The sequence below is a fragment of the Pontibacter silvestris genome (genome assembly GCF_020907275.1).
GTDB lineage: Bacteria > Bacteroidota > Bacteroidia > Cytophagales > Hymenobacteraceae > Pontibacter > Pontibacter silvestris.
On the sequence record NZ_JAJJWI010000001.1, the window covers coordinates 12288 to 28603 of the forward strand.

Consider the following 16316-nt stretch of genomic DNA (forward strand, 5'->3'; position numbering starts at 1 on the left):
AGGTATGAAAAAAAATCGTGCTTTCTGGTGCTGTTGTTTTGTGAGTTAAAAATCAAGCGCTTATAAAGGTAACTACTGTGGACGTGAGTCTAGAAGTAGTAATGCTGATTAAAAAAAAGCTATCAAATGTTTGTTATGTTAAACGATTAAGCTTATTATTAACATTTGAATAGGTACAACACAAAATATATAGCCTGAGATAGGCATGAAAAGAAAAGTCTCTTTAAAGGATATAGCACAACATGTAGGAGTTTCTACTGCCTTGGTTTCTTATGTACTAAATAACCAGGAAAAGGAAAAGAGGGTAGGGGAAGAAATGGCTGCCAGAATCAGAAAGGCAGCCGGAGAACTTAATTATCAGCCTAACCAGATTGCTAAAAGTTTAAAGAGCGGTAAGACATATACCATTGGTTTAATTGTAGCAGATATATCAAACCCTTATTCTGCCAACATTGCCCGTATTATTGAAGATGAAGCTAAGCGAAATGGCTACACAGTTATTTTTGGCAGCTCTGATGAGAATGCAGATAAGTCTTGGGACCTGATTAACGTACTGCTTAACCGGCAGGTAGACGGCTTTATTATTGCCCCATCAGAAGATTCTGAATCGCAGATACTTTATCTGAAAGAGAACAATATTCCAGTTGTGCTTATTGACCGTTATTTTCCTTCTGTTCCTGCAAACTATGTCGCTATTGATAATTGTAAGGCAGCTTATGAGGCCGTTATGCACCTCATTCGGAATGGGTACAGGCGCATAGGTATGATCACTTATAAAACAAAGCTGTTTCATTTGCAGGAGCGGGTCAAAGGCTATCAAAAAGCGATAGAAGACAGTAATCTTTTAGATGACCAAAGTTTGATAAAAGAAGCAAGGGAAAGCAACCTGAAAGAAGAAGTGCAGCAACAGATAGATGAACTACTCTCCTTAAGTGAGCCTATAGATGCGTTGTTTTTTGCGTCTAATAAGTTGGCTGTTAATGGGCTAAAGCACATAAAGAATTTAAAAATAATGGTGCCCGAAAAACTTGCTATTGTAGGGTTTGATGAAACAGAGGCCTATGATTTATATCACTGCCCTATAACATATGTTAAGCAACCTATGCTGGAGTTAGGTCGAAGTGCTGTAAAACTTTTACTGGATGTTATAAAAGATGACAGTGTAAAAGATATAAGTAACCTGGACACGGAGCTTATTATAAGGGAGTCGTCCGGGAATAAAAAATAATGCGGTTATGCACCACCTCTGGTTTTAGAGCTAAGATGAGTTGGTGAGGTGTTTTACTTAAATAGTTAAAACAAAGTTTTAACTATTTAAGTAACTTTTTTTGGCTTACAAGTGTTTGTGTAATAGCAGGCTTTAATTTTGGGAAATTAATAGTTTTAAAGAGAAGTTACTATTCACACCTTAAAACTATTTTGGCATTTGTTTTCCAACTTATAAAAGTCAGATGCACTCAAAGTGATATTAGAGAAATTTTGTCGATGGTTCTATATATGAGAATCTTTTTTTTGCAAACTTTGCTTAATCGTTTAAGCTGTTCAATGCGAACTGGTGCAGCCTTTTAAAGTTTTAAATAGGACTCATATAAAGAAAACAAAATCAGTAGCTTAATTATATAACTAACTTTAACATAATCTCAATCATGAATAAATCTGCCGATAAAAGTACCGTTGTCTGTTTTGGTGAAATCTTATGGGACATTTTACCTGTAGCTGCAAAACCAGGTGGGGCACCTATGAATGTAGCTTATCATTTGAACAAGTTAGGAGTTGATACCAAGTTAGTGAGCCGTGTAGGGGATGATGAAGCAGGAGAAGAGCTGCTCAATCTTTTAAAAGGCTGGGGCCTTTCCACAGTTTATTGTCAACAGGATAGAGAACACACAACAAGTGAGGTACATGTGGTGGTGGATGAGAATAACGAGGTTAGCTACGATATCCTTTACCCTGTGGCCTGGGATTATATTGCTTTCAAAGAAGAATTAGTACCGTTGCTGCGTAACGCTAACGCCTTTGTTTTTGGAAGCCTGATAACACGAAACCATGTTTCGCACCAGACACTGTTGAAGATGCTAGAAATATCTTCTTACAATGTTTTTGATGTGAACCTTCGGGCACCTTATTACAAAAAAGAAACTGTTGGGCAGCTACTGGAGCAAACAAACCTGCTGAAGCTGAATCAGGCAGAGTTAGAGCTGGTAACGAGTTGGTTTAGCCAGGATTGTACTAGAGAGGCTGAACGTATTAAACTACTCCAGGACCGGTTTCAGATAAAGGAAATAATAGTGACAAAAGGTAGCAAAGGAGCCTCCTATTACACGCCTTTTTCCCGTGAGGACTCAGTAGCATTTAACATTGAGGTGGCAGATACAGTAGGGAGTGGTGACTCCTTTCTGGCTGCTTTCCTGGCTAAAAGGCTCGAAAAGGAACACCCTAAAGTAGCCTTGTCTTACGCTACAGCACTGGCTGCTTTTGTAACCATGCATCATGGTGCGTGCCCTGATTATAACCTGAATTCACTGGAAGACTTCAAAAGGAATAAGGAGCTGCAAAAGCTTTAATCAAGCTAACAGAGCTTCTGTTTCCGCTTGTCATCACCTAATTATGATGATAAGCTCAGGATAAATCATAAGAAAGAAAATTTAAATACAAACGATCTCATGCACAAGGTTAAATCAATAGTACAAGCCAAAGCATCTGTTTCAGAAAATAATAGTCCTCAAGTTTCTGTAAAGAGTAAACCTTCCTTTACAGAAAAGAAATATGTTGTTACCCTCATTTTTGTTGTCTCCTTGTTCATGTTGTGGGGCATTGCCATTACGATGGGTGATGTACTGAACAGGCATTTCCAGAACGTACTGAATGTTTCTAAATCTCAGTCGGGGCTGGTACAGTTCTCAATTTTTGGTGCTTATGCCATTATGGGAATTCCGGCGGGGCTTTTTATGAAAAAGTATGGCTACAAAAAAGGTGTGCTACTGGGGCTGGTGCTGTATGCGTTAGGAGCTTTTCTTTTTGTGCCGGCTGCCGACAACGAATCCTTTGTTTTTTTTAGAATAGCCTTATTTGTGCTGGCTTGCGGGCTGGCTACTTTGGAAGCGGTAGCGCATCCTTTTGTGGCCTCGCTTGGTGACCAAAGAACCAGTGACCAGCGCATGAACTTTGCACAAGCTTTTAATGGCTTAGGTGCAGTTTTAGGCCCCTTGATTGGCGGCTTCTTCCTGCTTAGTGCCGGAGAAGGAGCAGCAGGTGGTTTAGGCTCTATTAAGTTGCTATATACAGTTATAGGAGCGGTAATTGCTAGTATTGCAATTGCTTTTTCTTTTGTAAAAGTGCCGCCTCTTACAGATGCACATGCTGTAGATATCGATGCTTTTGAAGTTGCCGCAGAACCCGGTAAAGCCGTAGCGCCAAAGACTTTATTTCAGCACAAACATTTTTTGTGGGCGTTTGTGGCGCAGTTTTTTAATATAGCGGCGCAGGGTGGCGTTTGGGCTTACTTTATTAACTATGGTGTCGAGCAGGTTGGGCTCACCGACGAAAGTGCTGCTTACTATTTTGCTTTTAGTATGGTGATGATGATGGTAGGCCGTTTTGTGGGAACCTTCCTGATCAGGTATATTGCTCCTAACAAACTGCTGGCAGCATTTGCAGTTGCTAATATGCTAATGTGTATCATCGTAGCTCAAAGCTGGGGATGGTCATCTTTTATAGCTCTCTTGATGATTAACTTTTTCTTAAGCATTATGTACCCAACCATATTCAGCCTTGGCCTGAAAGATCTGGGACGGCATACACAACAAGCTTCTTCCTTTATTGTGATGGGTATGTTTGGTGGTGCTGTGTTTCCCCCGATCATGGGCCTTGTAGCGAATCACGATGTGGCTTCTGCTTATTATTTACCAATTCTTTGTTATGTAGTTGTTTTCCTGTTTGCAGTAAAGCTTTATAAAGTACGGGCTTAACTCAGTTACATTGCTTACAATATGACGGCTGCCGGGCTAGGTTACATTAACTGGCAGTTTCAGCCAATTCACAACAAGTAAATTTATTATATATGATGCCGAAATTTGGAGCTTCCATACTTTCCTGGATTCCTAAATGGACACCCGAAGGAGGGCTATATGCTATTCAAAAAACAGCCAGCAGTGGTTTTGATATAGTAGAGATTTCTCTTCCTGCTTCTATGGACTTTGATGCCAAAACTGTAAAAAAGCAGTTAGCTAAACATGGTATCGAAGGGCGCTGCTCTCTTATTCTGCCTAAAGATTGTCACTTGCCACATTACCCAAAGCAGGCAACACAACTACTGAAAAAAGCTTTGGACAAGGTAGAGGCTATGGGAGGTAACTTTCTGGGAGGAGTTTTATATGCTGCCATAGGTAGTTTTACTGGAGCACCTTGCACAGATGCTGAAAAAAATATGCTGCAGGATGTGTTATCTGAAGTAGCCGACTATGCCAGGCTACGGGATATAACTCTTGCTTTAGAACCAGTAAACCGATACGAAAGCTATGTGCTGACTTCGGCAGCAGAAGTACTTCAGTTAACAGATAGAATGCATGTTGATAACATAGGACTTATGTTGGATACTTTTCACATGAACGTTGAGGAAAGCAATTTTTTTGGCCCTGTTGTGCAGGCAGGGGATAAGCTGAAGTATTTACACATAACAGAAAGCGATCGTGGTATGTTGGGTGAAGGCAATGTGCGGTGGGATGATCTTTTTAAAGCTTTAGCGGCCATTAACTATGCAGGACCTTTAGTACTGGAAAACTTTTCTTCCCATTTAAAGGAGTTGGTTGGCCCTACCTCTCTTTGGCGTAAATCAAAATACGATCCAGAGGCTTTGGCAAAAGGTAGTTTAGCTTTTATGAAGAAAAAGGCTAAGCAATGGAACATAGGTGCATCTGCAACTTTGGAAATCTAACTCCGGGGCAGGATGTATCAATTAATAGCCCTGATAAATGCTTCAAATAAGCTTCTGTTTCATACCTGCTTGAAGCAGAAAGCTTATTCTGGAAGTCCAGAGATATCTGTTAATAGTCGGTGAAAAATCTGTAATCTGCTTTCACCATCACATGTAATTGGATTAAGTAAGTTGTTCAGTAGCAGCCAGACAGTTCTTTATCTATAGAAGAGGTTTTTTTATTAGATAAAGAACTTTTCTTTTAACTTCCTGTATTTATCGGCTAACGGATTTAACATGTAAACGTAAAGGAATCGGGCTTTTTCTATAATTAAACCTAAACCGTTATATCAGTAGCAAGCTGTTTACACTTTTTAGTTATTGTAAAGATGGAAATAATAGTAGAGACTAAATCAGAAGGAGGGCATTTAGTTCTTTATGTCCATGATACGGTGAACGATAAGCGGATTCTTATTTTAAGAGACAACGCTGCAGGTAGAATTATGCTTACTAGAGGAGTAAAGTACCGGTTTGAGTGGCGGGTCTGGAGCTTACAAAGTGCCAGCTACCATATTTATGCAGAAGTTGTGCCGTCCCATCCTGCATTTCCACTGTTCGACTGGCCCGAAGAATTCCAGGAGGCATTGTATAAGGAAGCTCATAATGATGGCGGAGGATTTTATTTTACTCTATAGTTGAGAACCTTATGAAGAAAAACTACCTGATACTTTTTGTTTTCCTCTGCTTACTGCCCAATTACCTACTGTCCCAGGTTGTTGATAATTCTGTTCCCCAGGAGCTTATTGATACCACGCTTTCTCATGATAAAGAACAACTACAGACAGCAAAGTTCTATAGTCCCTTTGGTATGAACCTGCTATCAAATTTTGTGTCTAATATAAGTTTGTCTTCTGCCTTTAACCAAGGTGAAAATGGGAAAGTAGAGTTGAAGTACAACGACAATTGGTTAACTATAGGCCTGATGGCAGATCAGAAGATTAGCAGTGAAGCAAGCGAGGCAACATTACTTGGTTTGCAGGGCCTTAGCCCTGGTACCACTGTGGGACTAAGCCTGCAAAAGTTATTCTGGAGAGCAAGCGTATCTAACAGTTCATTTAACAACTTCCAGAAAGCAAAAGAAAGTTACGCAGCCAGAAACAATATAAAAGACCCAAGGCTGCTGACGTATCAGGAAATTTTGAGCAGAGGGAATGAAACAGAAAGAAAACTGGTAAGGAACATAATGCTGCGGTCACCATTTTTTGTTAATGTAAACTATGCTATAACTAAAACCAGCCACACCTATGTTTCTGACTCTACATCGCTCCTAGAAACAAGCAGGGAACATCTCGCGCCTTCTTTTTCTGTTTCTGTAGGTATGCCTCTGAATACAGGAGAAAAGTTTAACTCCTATTTGGCTTTTGGCTACAACTATACTGTTTCATATGCTAGTGGCAATGAAGTTACGCTGATTTCCCCTTTCGGAACATCCGGCAATTTTATTAGCCAGGATATTGTGTTTGGTGAACCGGTCAGGCAGAGTGATAACATTGTAAACGTAGAGTATAGGAGCAACATCAAAGTAGCTACTAATAATGATAAATCTGTTTTTCTTGGCATTGCTCCGCTAGCTTCTTATAGTTTTGATACGGAGCGACTTGCCATTTCACTTCCGGTATACTTTATAAACGGAGTTACAGACGATGGAAAACCAACTGGTCTGCAAGGAGGCTTAAGAATTGGTTACCTTACCAGCACACAAAGCGGAGAGTTCAGCAGCCTTAAAGAAGGGCTGACGACGCAGTTAATTGTTTCTGTTCCTTTTGATGTTTTTGGTAATCTTAAGCAATAATGCACAAGGTTTAACAGCAACTCCCGTTCTTTACCATGTAACATCGGCAATAAGCAAAGTATGCTGAGTAACATTACAAACATTTTATTTTTATGAGCAGACACCGCTTAGTTTATTTTATATTTTTTACTCTTTTAACATTCGGCTGTAAACAGGTTGCAGTTACTCCCCATAGATCTTTAGGTATTTTTGAGCAGGAACACCTTATTTTAGGAAATCCCAGTGAGGCAACCTCAGATACGATCAACTACAATAACTTTCTTATGGCAAAGCCCCAGTATGTGTTGTCGTACAGCCGCGACAGGGGTACACCGAATTGGGTAAGCTGGCATGTAAATAAAGACTGGCTCGGCAGTGCTTCTCGCCAGAATGACTTTAGGGCTGATGAGAACTTGCCAACTGGCTGGTACCGTGTTAATGGGTCCAGTTACAGCAGAAGCGGATTTGACAGGGGGCATAATGTGCCTTCTGCTGATCGTACCCTATCTTCTGAAGCTAACTCTGCCACTTTTCTGATGACAAACATGGTTCCTCAGGCTCCGCGGAACAACCAGGAAACCTGGGCGAGCCTGGAAAATTATACACGAGACTTGGTAGAACAGGGGCAGGAAGTATATGTGATTATGGGCAGCTACGGGGCGGGAGGCACCGGAAGCAATGGTACAGCCAGAACAATTGATGAAGGAAGAGTTACTGTGCCCAGTCGCATCTGGAAAATACTGTTAGTTTTGCCAGAGGGGCAAAACGACCTCTCCCGTGTCACGGTTAACACTAGGGTAATAGCTATTGATACTCCTAATATGAATACTTTAAACTCCAACTGGCGCACTTACCTTACCACAGTAGATGCCATTGAAGCTGTAACCGGTTATGATTTACTTTCTTCTGTACCAGAGGATATACAACAGGTAATAGAGAAAAGGTTAGACACTGTAAGTACGCCATAGCTATAAGGGTATCTACATAAAATAAGATAATCGATTTCTGTGTATTTAAAGTGTTTTTTAACAACAATAGTTTTATTCTTCAAGGCAGATGAGTTTCTTCTTTTGCATGCGAGAGTTATCCTTAGCTTTATAATTCTTAGATAAACGCTTTATTTTCGTGTACCAAAGTCTGAGTAGCCTTATTTAAGTCTTTGTCGTTTTTCTAGGGCAAAATAGCTGATCTTTAGTTTGTTTGGTCTAAAAGGCAAGCGGGGATATTACAATCCTTAATTTGGGTTAAAGATTTAGTTAAGCCCTTTTAAACCTGTAAGACTATGAAAAAGCTATTATTTAAAGCTGCCTTATGTGGAGGCATTTTCGCTACATTATTTTTTCCTGCAGAAGCACAGGTTTCACAGCCTGTTTCTGGTAATTGGGTAGTAGAAACCAATACTATAAAGCAAAACTATTCAGTAGTTCGGTTCTACAATCAGCAGAAGACGTTGATATACGAGGAGAAGTTGTATGGTGTTCACTTAGATGTTACCAAGCCAAAAACAAGAAAGATGTTAGACAAGACATTAAAGAATGTATTGAATAGTACCTTGGTAGCCTGGCAAACATCTAAAGGTGCTATGACGGCTCACCGAATGGTAACACGCTAAGAGCTTGCAACCTGCTATTCGGTTTTTCTAAATGCTGGCTGAGAGATGTAACCCTCAGCCAGCATTTTTTGCTTTTCTCTATTGTATAAATTCATGAAGATATAGTAAGCTCTAAGCTTAATAAGTTGAAAAAAGCTTGTACAATATTTAAAACTTTTCTTCTCCTATTCGGTTAAACATGTTAATTCTTTAACAATTTATAACACATTTTAGAACCTCTAGTTCGTTGCACAAATAAAATTATTAAGTTTAGAATTCTGAATTCTCAACTTAGCATATATCGCTTAATCTAAACATGAAAAGAATAGGAGTTTACACATCCGGTGGCGACGCACCGGGCATGAACGCTTGCCTGAGAGCTGTTGTTCGCACAGCCGTTTACCATGGGCTTGAGGTGTACGGCATAAAGCGTGGTTACAATGGCATGATAAATGGCGAGATTTTTAAAATGGAATCTTCTTCGGTAAGTAACATAGTGCAATTGGGGGGTACTATGTTAAAGTCTGCCAGAAGTAAAGAGTTCATGACAAAAGAAGGGCGTCAGAAAGCATATGACCAACTGCAGAAGTTCGGAATAGAAGGGTTAGTGGCTATTGGTGGAAATGGAACCTTTACAGGTGCCAAACTTTTTTTTGAGGAATACGGAATACCTACTTTAGGAGCACCAGGCACTATTGATAACGACCTTTACGGTACTGATTATACCATTGGTTATGACACTGCTGTTAATACAGCACTGGATGCCATTGATAAAATCCGTGATACAGCTGACAGTCATGAGCGTGTTTTCTTTATTGAAGTGATGGGGCGCGATTCTGGATACATTGCAGTTCCTTGCGCCATTGGGGGTGGTGCTGAAATTGTAATGATTCCGGAGGCGAAGGTGACTATCGAGAGTATAATTGATACATTACGGGCCGGCTGGAACCGTATGAAAACATCTTCAATTATTATTATTGCTGAAGGAGAAATAGAAGGTGGAGCCACAAAAGTAGCTACCAAGGTAATGGAAGCCTTACCGCAGATGGACGCGCGTGTATCTATTATCGGGCACGTACAGCGCGGAGGTTCGCCAACAGCCTTTGACCGCTTGCTGGCCAGCAGGCTAGGTATTGCCTGTGTGGTGGGGTTAATAGAAGGGAAGAAAAATATGATGGCCGGCACTATAAACTCAAGCCTTGTTTATACTCCTTTTGAAGAGACCATCACAAAGAAGAAAGGCCTGAGCCCTAATTTTACGCAGATGGTGGAAATGCTATCCATCTAACCTTTAGGCTACCTGAGTTATTGAAGTTGTCTATGGAAGTACTTAAAAAATCTTGCCGCAGATAAAGTAGTTACTTGGCGGTATTAGTTTAAGCATAAGCAAGATACATATTATAAAGCCAGCAGCGGATACGGTGGTGCTTTTCTGCTGGCTTTATAATTTAAAATATATTCAGATACAATTAATTTGAATATGATAAGTTATTCATGTGAAAGAAAGGCTACATAGGACTTACTTAAGCTATATTCATATGAAAATGAAACTCTGGAAAAAGACGCAGGCAAAAGCGAAGCCTAAAGCAAAAAAGAGTTTAGCCCGTGAATGGGCTGATGCAGTTATGTTTGCCGTAATTGTCAGCACTATTATTCGCTGGGCTACCTTTGAGGCGTACGCCATACCTAGTTCGTCTATGGAAAAGTCGCTATTGGTAGGCGACCATCGTTTGTGAGTAAACTGCATTATGGTCCTCGTACTCCCCTTACACCTTTACAATTTCCTCTTACACATCAGACTATATGGGGTACTGGTCTATCTTCTTATTCTGATGTTATACAGCTAAATTCATTTCGTTTGCCTGGTCTTTCAGAAATCAAGCGCAACGATGCGGTTGTGTTTAACTATCCGCCGGAGGTAGAGCATCCGGTAGATCTGAAGACATATTATATTAAGCGTTGTATAGCTGTTGCCGGAGATTCTATTGCCATACGAGATATGCAGGGTACATTAATGGGAAACCTGTTGAAAACCCTGAAAAGATACAGTATAGGTACCTTCTGTTAACGGAGAAAGTGCTAAGCGAAAAGTTTTTCCGTGACCGGGGCATTACCGATATCATAAACATAGAGGGCGGCTACACAGTAGATACCAGTCCGGAAAAAGCGAAGGCTATGGCTGCTTTAGATTTTATAAGTGAAGTAAGGTTATGTACCCTTATGCCTGGTGAGGCTGAGCCTGATGCTTTCCCAAAGGCTCCAGCTGTTTACAACTGGAATAGGGATAACTTCGGACCTTTATATATTCCGAAAGCAGGAGCAACTGTAGCTATAACGTCAGAAACTCTTCCGCTTTACCAACAGGCTATTCTATACTATGAACACAACAAACATGCTGAAGTGCGCAATGGGAAGTTGTTTATTAATGGAAAAGAGATAGATCAGTATACTTTCAAACAGAACTATTACTTTATGATGGGAGACAATCGTCACAACTCACTTGATTCCCGTTATTGGGGCTTTGTGCCGGAAGATCATCTTGTTGGCAAAGCCATACTTGTCTGGATGTCAGCAGATACTGATGGAAGTTTGCTGGACAAGATCAGATGGGACCGTTTGTTTACTGTGATTGATTAACCCCGATGGCTGATTCTTTTCCCTGCTCTACTTTTTGCTTCATGTTATCCTCATCAAGGATAACATGAAGCTTTAGATGCTGGTGTGAGCGCTGTAAGTTTAGCGCATTTTCTGTAAAAGAGCAGAAGGTGGCGTTTCATAAGCAAAATGCTTAATTTTACAGAGATGTATACACGAGAACAAGCTTCACAACTCCGTCAGACTTTCTGGACAACCTTTGGGCAATACATTGCACCACAGCCCTCTGCAGAAGGTCTGAAAATAAACTGGTCTAATTACAAGACGGGAATAAAGGATGTATTTTTCAGGATGCATGCAGATAAAAAGACTGCCTTTATAGCCATAGAATTAACACAATCGGACCCGGAAATACAGGAATTGTTTTTTGAGCAGTTCCTAGAGCTGAAAGCCTATCTGCATGACATATTAGGGGAAGAGTGGGAGTGGAGCCTGCATACTTCAGATGAATATGGAAGAACTGTTAGCAGGATTTACAAAGAGATTGCTCCTGTAAACATATTTAATAAAGATGATTGGCCACAACTCATTTCTTTTTTTAAACCACGCATTATTGCTTTAGATGAATTCTGGAGCGATGCCAAGTACAGCTTCGAAAGCTTGAAATAATTTTCAACAGAGCATATTCAGGCCTATTGCCTAATGTGAGTACAGTAATCTAGAGGTTTTAACTTATTACCCTGGTTCCCTCGAGGAGGCTGTACATCAGAAGCCATATCAGACTTAGTAAATCCCATTCTGAGTTAGTAGTTCGCTTGCAACTCCTTTCAACAAGCGTATCTTTATTCATTAGGCAATAAAATAAAAATCTTTAATGTTGAAGGCTTTCAAGGAAAACAAAAAAACATCTTTAAACTCTTTAACGTTTGTTAGTGTTGTTGAAAAATAGTAATATGTTATCTTAAACAGGTGAAACTATCAGCAAGATAAATTTTGTATAATAATTTATCTAAACACAAGATGATAGAAGGTCTGAATAGTAGTGACAGTAACTGCTGTTAGAATACCGAAGAGTAGCTCTTTAGCAGAAGGCACAGCGATTAAAGTACCTTAATTAAACTCAAAGGAGCTTTATATGTGCCAATAGTAAATATAAGAATACTAGGGTTTCAAGCCTTTGTTTTTAATGAGGTACATAATAAACAAAGGTGAGTTAAGGTATAGAATTGTTTTGGTCCCTGATAATGTTAAATTAATCTTTGTCCATATCTGTATTAGTAAACAAATAGTTTAAGATAACATCCGCTAACCCTTATGAAAAGACGAGTACTTATTAAAAACATGGCTTTAGCAGCCGTAGGGCTCATGTTTCTTCCTGCCTGTGAAACCGGAACGAAAAAAGCCGCTGCTCAGTCGCTTCCGGTTTCACTCTCATCTGGCCAGGAAACATTATTAGCAGAAGTTGTTGACACTATCATTCCTGCTACTGATACACCCGGAGCAAAAGAACTAAATGTACATTTTTTTGTCTACAATATGGTAACAGACTGCTATGAGCAAGAGGTGCTGGAAAGCTTTGTAAAAGGCTTAGATACAGTGGAAGATATAACTCAGAATAATTTTGGAAAATCTTTTGGAGAATGCAATGCTGCTCAGCGAACGGAAATACTAGGCAAACTAGAGCGGTCGGGGAAGGATGATCAAAAAGAATTCTTTGCCCTTGTTAAAAAACTCACCATTCAGGGATACATGAACTCTGAATATGTAATGACTAATCTTACCAATTATCAGATGATTCCGGGCCATTACTATGGTTGTGTACCGGTAAAAGAATCTAAACAAGCTGCTTAATTCTCTTAAACATATGGCAAATTTATCGATAGACGCTGTTAAAGAAAGAACTTACGATGCCATCGTAATTGGGTCGGGAATTAGTGGTGGTTGGGCAGCCAAAGAGCTGGCTGAAAAAGGTCTTAAAACACTTGTACTGGAGCGGGGAAGGGATGTGAAGCATATCAAAGACTATCCGACTACCTCTATGAATCCGTGGGAGTTTGAGCACCGGGGACAACTGCCCTTGGATGTTCGCAGCCAAAACCCGGTAATAAGTAAGTGCTATGCCTTTTATGAGGGTACTACCCACTTTTTTGTAAAAGATAACGAGCACCCTTATGTACAGGAAAAGCCTTTTGACTGGATTCGGGGTTATCAGGTTGGTGGAAAGTCGCTGCTGTGGGCACGGCAGACACAGCGCTGGAGCGACTTTGACTTTGAAGGACCAGCCCGTGATGGATTTGCTGTAGACTGGCCTATACGTTATAAGGACATTGCACCATGGTACAGCTATGTTGAAAAGTTTGCCGGTATCTCTGGTAATAAAGATGGTCTTCCTAATTTACCTGATGGAGAATTCCTGCCTCCGCATGAAATGAACTGTGTAGAAAGTCATTTTCAGAAACAGGTTGCCAGTAAGTATAAAGACCGCCATGTGATAATGGGGCGCTGTGCGCATATCACCAAACCTGAGCCAATTCACTTACAGCAGGGAAGGGCGCAATGCCAGCACCGGACCATTTGTGAGAGAGGCTGCCCTTTTGGTGGCTACTTCAGCAGTAATGCTTCTACCTTGCCCTGGGCTGCCAGAACAGGAAACATGACCTTACGCCCTAATGCGGTGGTACATTCTATTATCTATGATGAAGATAAAGGAAAAGCAACCGGTGTAAGAGTGATTGATGCCGATACCAAGGAGGCAACAGAGTTTTACGCCCGTATTATTTTCGTGAATGCAGCTGCTTTAAATACGAACCTGATTCTGTTAAATTCCACCTCTCGCCGTTTCCCGAATGGCTTAGGTAACGATAATGGATTGATGGGGAAATATGTAGCTTTTCATAATTACCGCGCAAGAGTTTCTGCTGAATATGATGGCTTCCTGGAGTATACCACAGATGGACGTAGGCCAAACAGCCCGTACATTCCGCGTTTCCGTAATGTCTATAAACAGGAAACCAACTTCTTACGTGGCTATGCTGCGGGCTTTAGTGCATCACGGATGTCAGTACCAGGCGGAGATGGGCTGGGAGCAAGCCTGAAGGAGAGCCTGCTGAACCCTTCGCTGGGAGGCTGGCGTGTAGGTTCTCATATGATGGGGGAAACTATTCCGAAGGAAAGCAATTATGTAAGCCTTGATTTAAAACAAAAAGATGATTTTGGGATACCGCAGCTAAAGGTTTCTATAGATTACGATAATAATGATGAGAAAATGATTCAGGATTATTTTGAGCAGATAAGTGAAATGTTCACGAATGCTGGCTTCAAAAACATACGCACCTCAGACTCTAAACAAGCTCCCGGCTTAGACATTCATGAAATGGGAGGTGTAAGAATGGGACACGATCCGAAAATTTCGCTGCTAAACAAATGGAACCAGCTGCATGCCTGCAAGAATGTTTTTGTAACTGATGGGGCCTGTATGACATCTACCTCAACACAAAATCCTTCTTTATCTTATATGGCCCTTACAGCTCGTGCAGTAGATTATGCCGTCAATGAACTAAAGAGAATGAATCTCTAATAAGGTTATGCTTGTTTATAAGCTATTGGTTATTAATTAATTATGGCGTTCTTTATAATTAGCTCCGGCAAAGCGTAAATTTGCCGGGGCTAATTATAAAACCATTTACCCGTTTATCCGATACAAAGTGCTTAGTGGCCTGCTGTAATTTGAACTGTATAAAAGGGACATTATTCCATAAATATATCCTAATTATACATAGCTAGTCGCTTAAACAGAAAGAGGGAAGCCAGCTAAAAAAATGCTTTCTTTTCTGTTCTTATAGTGCCTAACATAGATAGTATACATGAAACAACAAACCTTGATTGGTGTCGATATAGGTACCACCAGTACAAAAACCGTAGCTTTTGATATTGAAGGTAAAGTCCTGTTTCATTATGCAATTGAATATCCCATTATAAGTAAAGAGCCAGACCATGCCGAGCAAGACCCTAAAGTGGTTTTACAGGCTGTGTTAGATGGCTTGAAAATAGTCGTAGAGCAGCTTCATAATAGTGGCTATCATCTGCAAGGAGTCAGCTTTAGTAGTGCTATGCATAGCCTTATTGTAGTAGATGAGCAAGATCACCTGCTCACAAACTGCCTGATCTGGGCTGATAGCAGGAGCAAAGAATACGCCACCGAGCTTAAGAACAGTGCTATTGGTCACACCATCTATCTGCAAACCGGAACGCCGCTTCACCCTATGTCGCCGCTTCCTAAAATATGCTGGCTACGGGACCATGAACCAGAGGTGTATCGGAAAGCAGCAAAGTTTATCGGCATAAAAGAGTATGTATTCTTAAGGTTATTCGGAGAACATAAAGTTGATTATTCTATTGCCTCAGCCACAGGGTTGTTCAATATTTTTGATTTAGACTGGCATACAGAAGCATTGAAGATAGCCGGAATTAATGAAGAGCAGCTATCTAAACCAGTGCCTTCCACATATACTTTTCATGACTTAAGGCCCAGGTATGCCACATACCTGAATATTTCTTCTGCCACACCTTTTGTTATTGGTGCCAGCGATGGTTGCCTGGCTAACCTGGGTTCTAATGCCGTCCGGCCTGGCGATGCTGTGGTGACCATTGGTACTAGTGGTGCAGTGCGTATGATGGCAGATAAACCGGCTACTGATCTGCAGGAGCGAATTTTTAGTTACATACTAACTCCCGAACGCTTTGTGTTAGGAGGTGCCGTGAATAATGGAGGAGTAGTGCTGCGGTGGTTTCGGGATAACTTCTTTGAACTAGAAACAGTAGCCGCCCGGGAGCAGAATTTCAATTCTTACACGCTGCTAAACAAAATGGCTTCCACTGTTCCTGCCGGAGCCGATGGACTTTTGTTTCTGCCTTACCTATTGGGAGAGCGGGCCCCTATTTGGGATGCCTCTGCACGTGGATGCTTTTTTGGTGTACATTTTAACCACACACGGGCTCATTTTGCAAGGGCGGTAATGGAAGGTGTTATCTTTGGGGTTTACAGCGTTGGCAAAGCCCTTGAACAAACTATAGGTACTGCCTCTGCTATTTATGCCAATGGGGGCTTTGCCCGCTCAGAGCTGTGGGTGCAAATGCTGGCAGATGTTTTTAACATACAGGTGCATATAACAGAAACACCCGAAGGTTCAGCCTTTGGAGCTGCGGTAATGGGAATGTACGCCTTAAACATGATTGATAACCTGGAAGAGGTAGAAAAAATGGTTACCATCACTAAAACTTTTGTGCCAGATCAGCTAAACCATCAGCGTTATATGAAGAACTTTGCGCTGTTTGAGGAGCTGTACCCGAAGCTTAAAGGTAGCTTTGGTAAATAGTATAATACCTGA

The 16316-nt window shown here is 40.8% G+C and carries 16 protein-coding genes; all 16 read left to right on the forward strand.

Annotation, left to right across the window (positions count from 1 at the left end; all coding sequences use genetic code 11):
- Positions 1-205: 205 nt before the first annotated feature.
- The 16 genes from LN995_RS00060 to LN995_RS00125 all read left to right on the forward strand — a co-directional run bounded on the left by LN995_RS00060 (position 206) and on the right by LN995_RS00125 (position 16304).
- A complete protein-coding gene (locus tag LN995_RS00060) occupies positions 206-1228 on the forward strand; it encodes a LacI family DNA-binding transcriptional regulator (RefSeq protein WP_229957283.1) in 1023 nt (340 codons plus the stop codon).
- A gap of 418 nt (positions 1229-1646) precedes the next feature.
- Entirely contained in the window at positions 1647-2564 is a 918-nt protein-coding gene (locus LN995_RS00065) for a carbohydrate kinase family protein (RefSeq protein WP_229957284.1), read from the forward strand.
- Between the two features lie 99 nt (positions 2565-2663).
- Positions 2664-3968 (forward strand): sugar MFS transporter, encoded by a 1305-nt coding sequence (locus LN995_RS00070; protein WP_229957285.1) that lies wholly within the window; start codon positions 2664-2666, stop codon positions 3966-3968.
- A 92-nt stretch (positions 3969-4060) separates the two neighbouring features.
- A complete protein-coding gene (locus tag LN995_RS00075) occupies positions 4061-4933 on the forward strand; it encodes a sugar phosphate isomerase/epimerase family protein (RefSeq protein WP_229957286.1) in 873 nt (290 codons plus the stop codon).
- Between the two features lie 368 nt (positions 4934-5301).
- Positions 5302-5607, forward strand: coding sequence for a hypothetical protein (locus tag LN995_RS00080; protein WP_229957287.1), 306 nt, complete (start codon positions 5302-5304; stop codon positions 5605-5607).
- An 11-nt stretch (positions 5608-5618) separates the two neighbouring features.
- The gene (locus LN995_RS00085; RefSeq protein ID WP_229957288.1) at positions 5619-6764 is read left to right on the forward strand and encodes a hypothetical protein; all 1146 of its coding nucleotides are present in this window, start codon (positions 5619-5621) and stop codon (positions 6762-6764) included.
- Between the two features lie 92 nt (positions 6765-6856).
- Positions 6857-7711: a DNA/RNA non-specific endonuclease gene (locus LN995_RS00090; protein WP_377470640.1), complete on the forward strand. Its 855-nt coding sequence runs from the start codon at positions 6857-6859 to the stop codon at positions 7709-7711.
- 314 nt (positions 7712-8025) lie between these two features.
- Positions 8026-8355 carry a hypothetical protein gene (locus LN995_RS00095; RefSeq protein ID WP_229957290.1) on the forward strand — a complete coding sequence of 110 codons (330 nt, stop codon included), beginning with the start codon at positions 8026-8028 and terminating at the stop codon, positions 8353-8355.
- Between the two features lie 295 nt (positions 8356-8650).
- On the forward strand, positions 8651-9622 hold the full coding sequence (gene pfkA, locus LN995_RS00100; protein ID WP_229957291.1) for a 6-phosphofructokinase: 972 nt from the start codon (positions 8651-8653) through the stop codon (positions 9620-9622).
- A gap of 250 nt (positions 9623-9872) precedes the next feature.
- Positions 9873-10070, forward strand: coding sequence for a S26 family signal peptidase (locus LN995_RS22115; protein ID WP_377470638.1), 198 nt, complete (start codon positions 9873-9875; stop codon positions 10068-10070).
- Complete coding sequence (locus tag LN995_RS21970; RefSeq protein ID WP_377470636.1) at positions 10067-10402, forward strand: S26 family signal peptidase; 336 nt, start codon at positions 10067-10069, stop codon at positions 10400-10402. Before LN995_RS22115 ends, LN995_RS21970 begins: the two co-directional genes overlap by 4 nt.
- An 8-nt stretch (positions 10403-10410) precedes the next feature.
- A complete protein-coding gene (gene lepB / locus LN995_RS21975) occupies positions 10411-10971 on the forward strand; it encodes a signal peptidase I (RefSeq protein ID WP_317206910.1) in 561 nt (186 codons plus the stop codon).
- A 147-nt stretch (positions 10972-11118) separates the two neighbouring features.
- Positions 11119-11598 (forward strand): DUF4268 domain-containing protein, encoded by a 480-nt coding sequence (locus LN995_RS00110; protein WP_229957292.1) that lies wholly within the window; start codon positions 11119-11121, stop codon positions 11596-11598.
- 645 nt (positions 11599-12243) lie between these two features.
- Positions 12244-12780: a gluconate 2-dehydrogenase subunit 3 family protein gene (locus LN995_RS00115; protein WP_229957293.1), complete on the forward strand. Its 537-nt coding sequence runs from the start codon at positions 12244-12246 to the stop codon at positions 12778-12780.
- A 13-nt stretch (positions 12781-12793) separates the two neighbouring features.
- Positions 12794-14506, forward strand: a complete 1713-nt coding sequence (locus LN995_RS00120; RefSeq protein WP_229957294.1) for a GMC oxidoreductase — start codon at positions 12794-12796, stop codon at positions 14504-14506.
- Between the two features lie 286 nt (positions 14507-14792).
- Complete coding sequence (locus LN995_RS00125; RefSeq protein ID WP_229957295.1) at positions 14793-16304, forward strand: gluconokinase; 1512 nt, start codon at positions 14793-14795, stop codon at positions 16302-16304.
- The last annotated feature ends 12 nt before the right edge of the window (positions 16305-16316 follow it).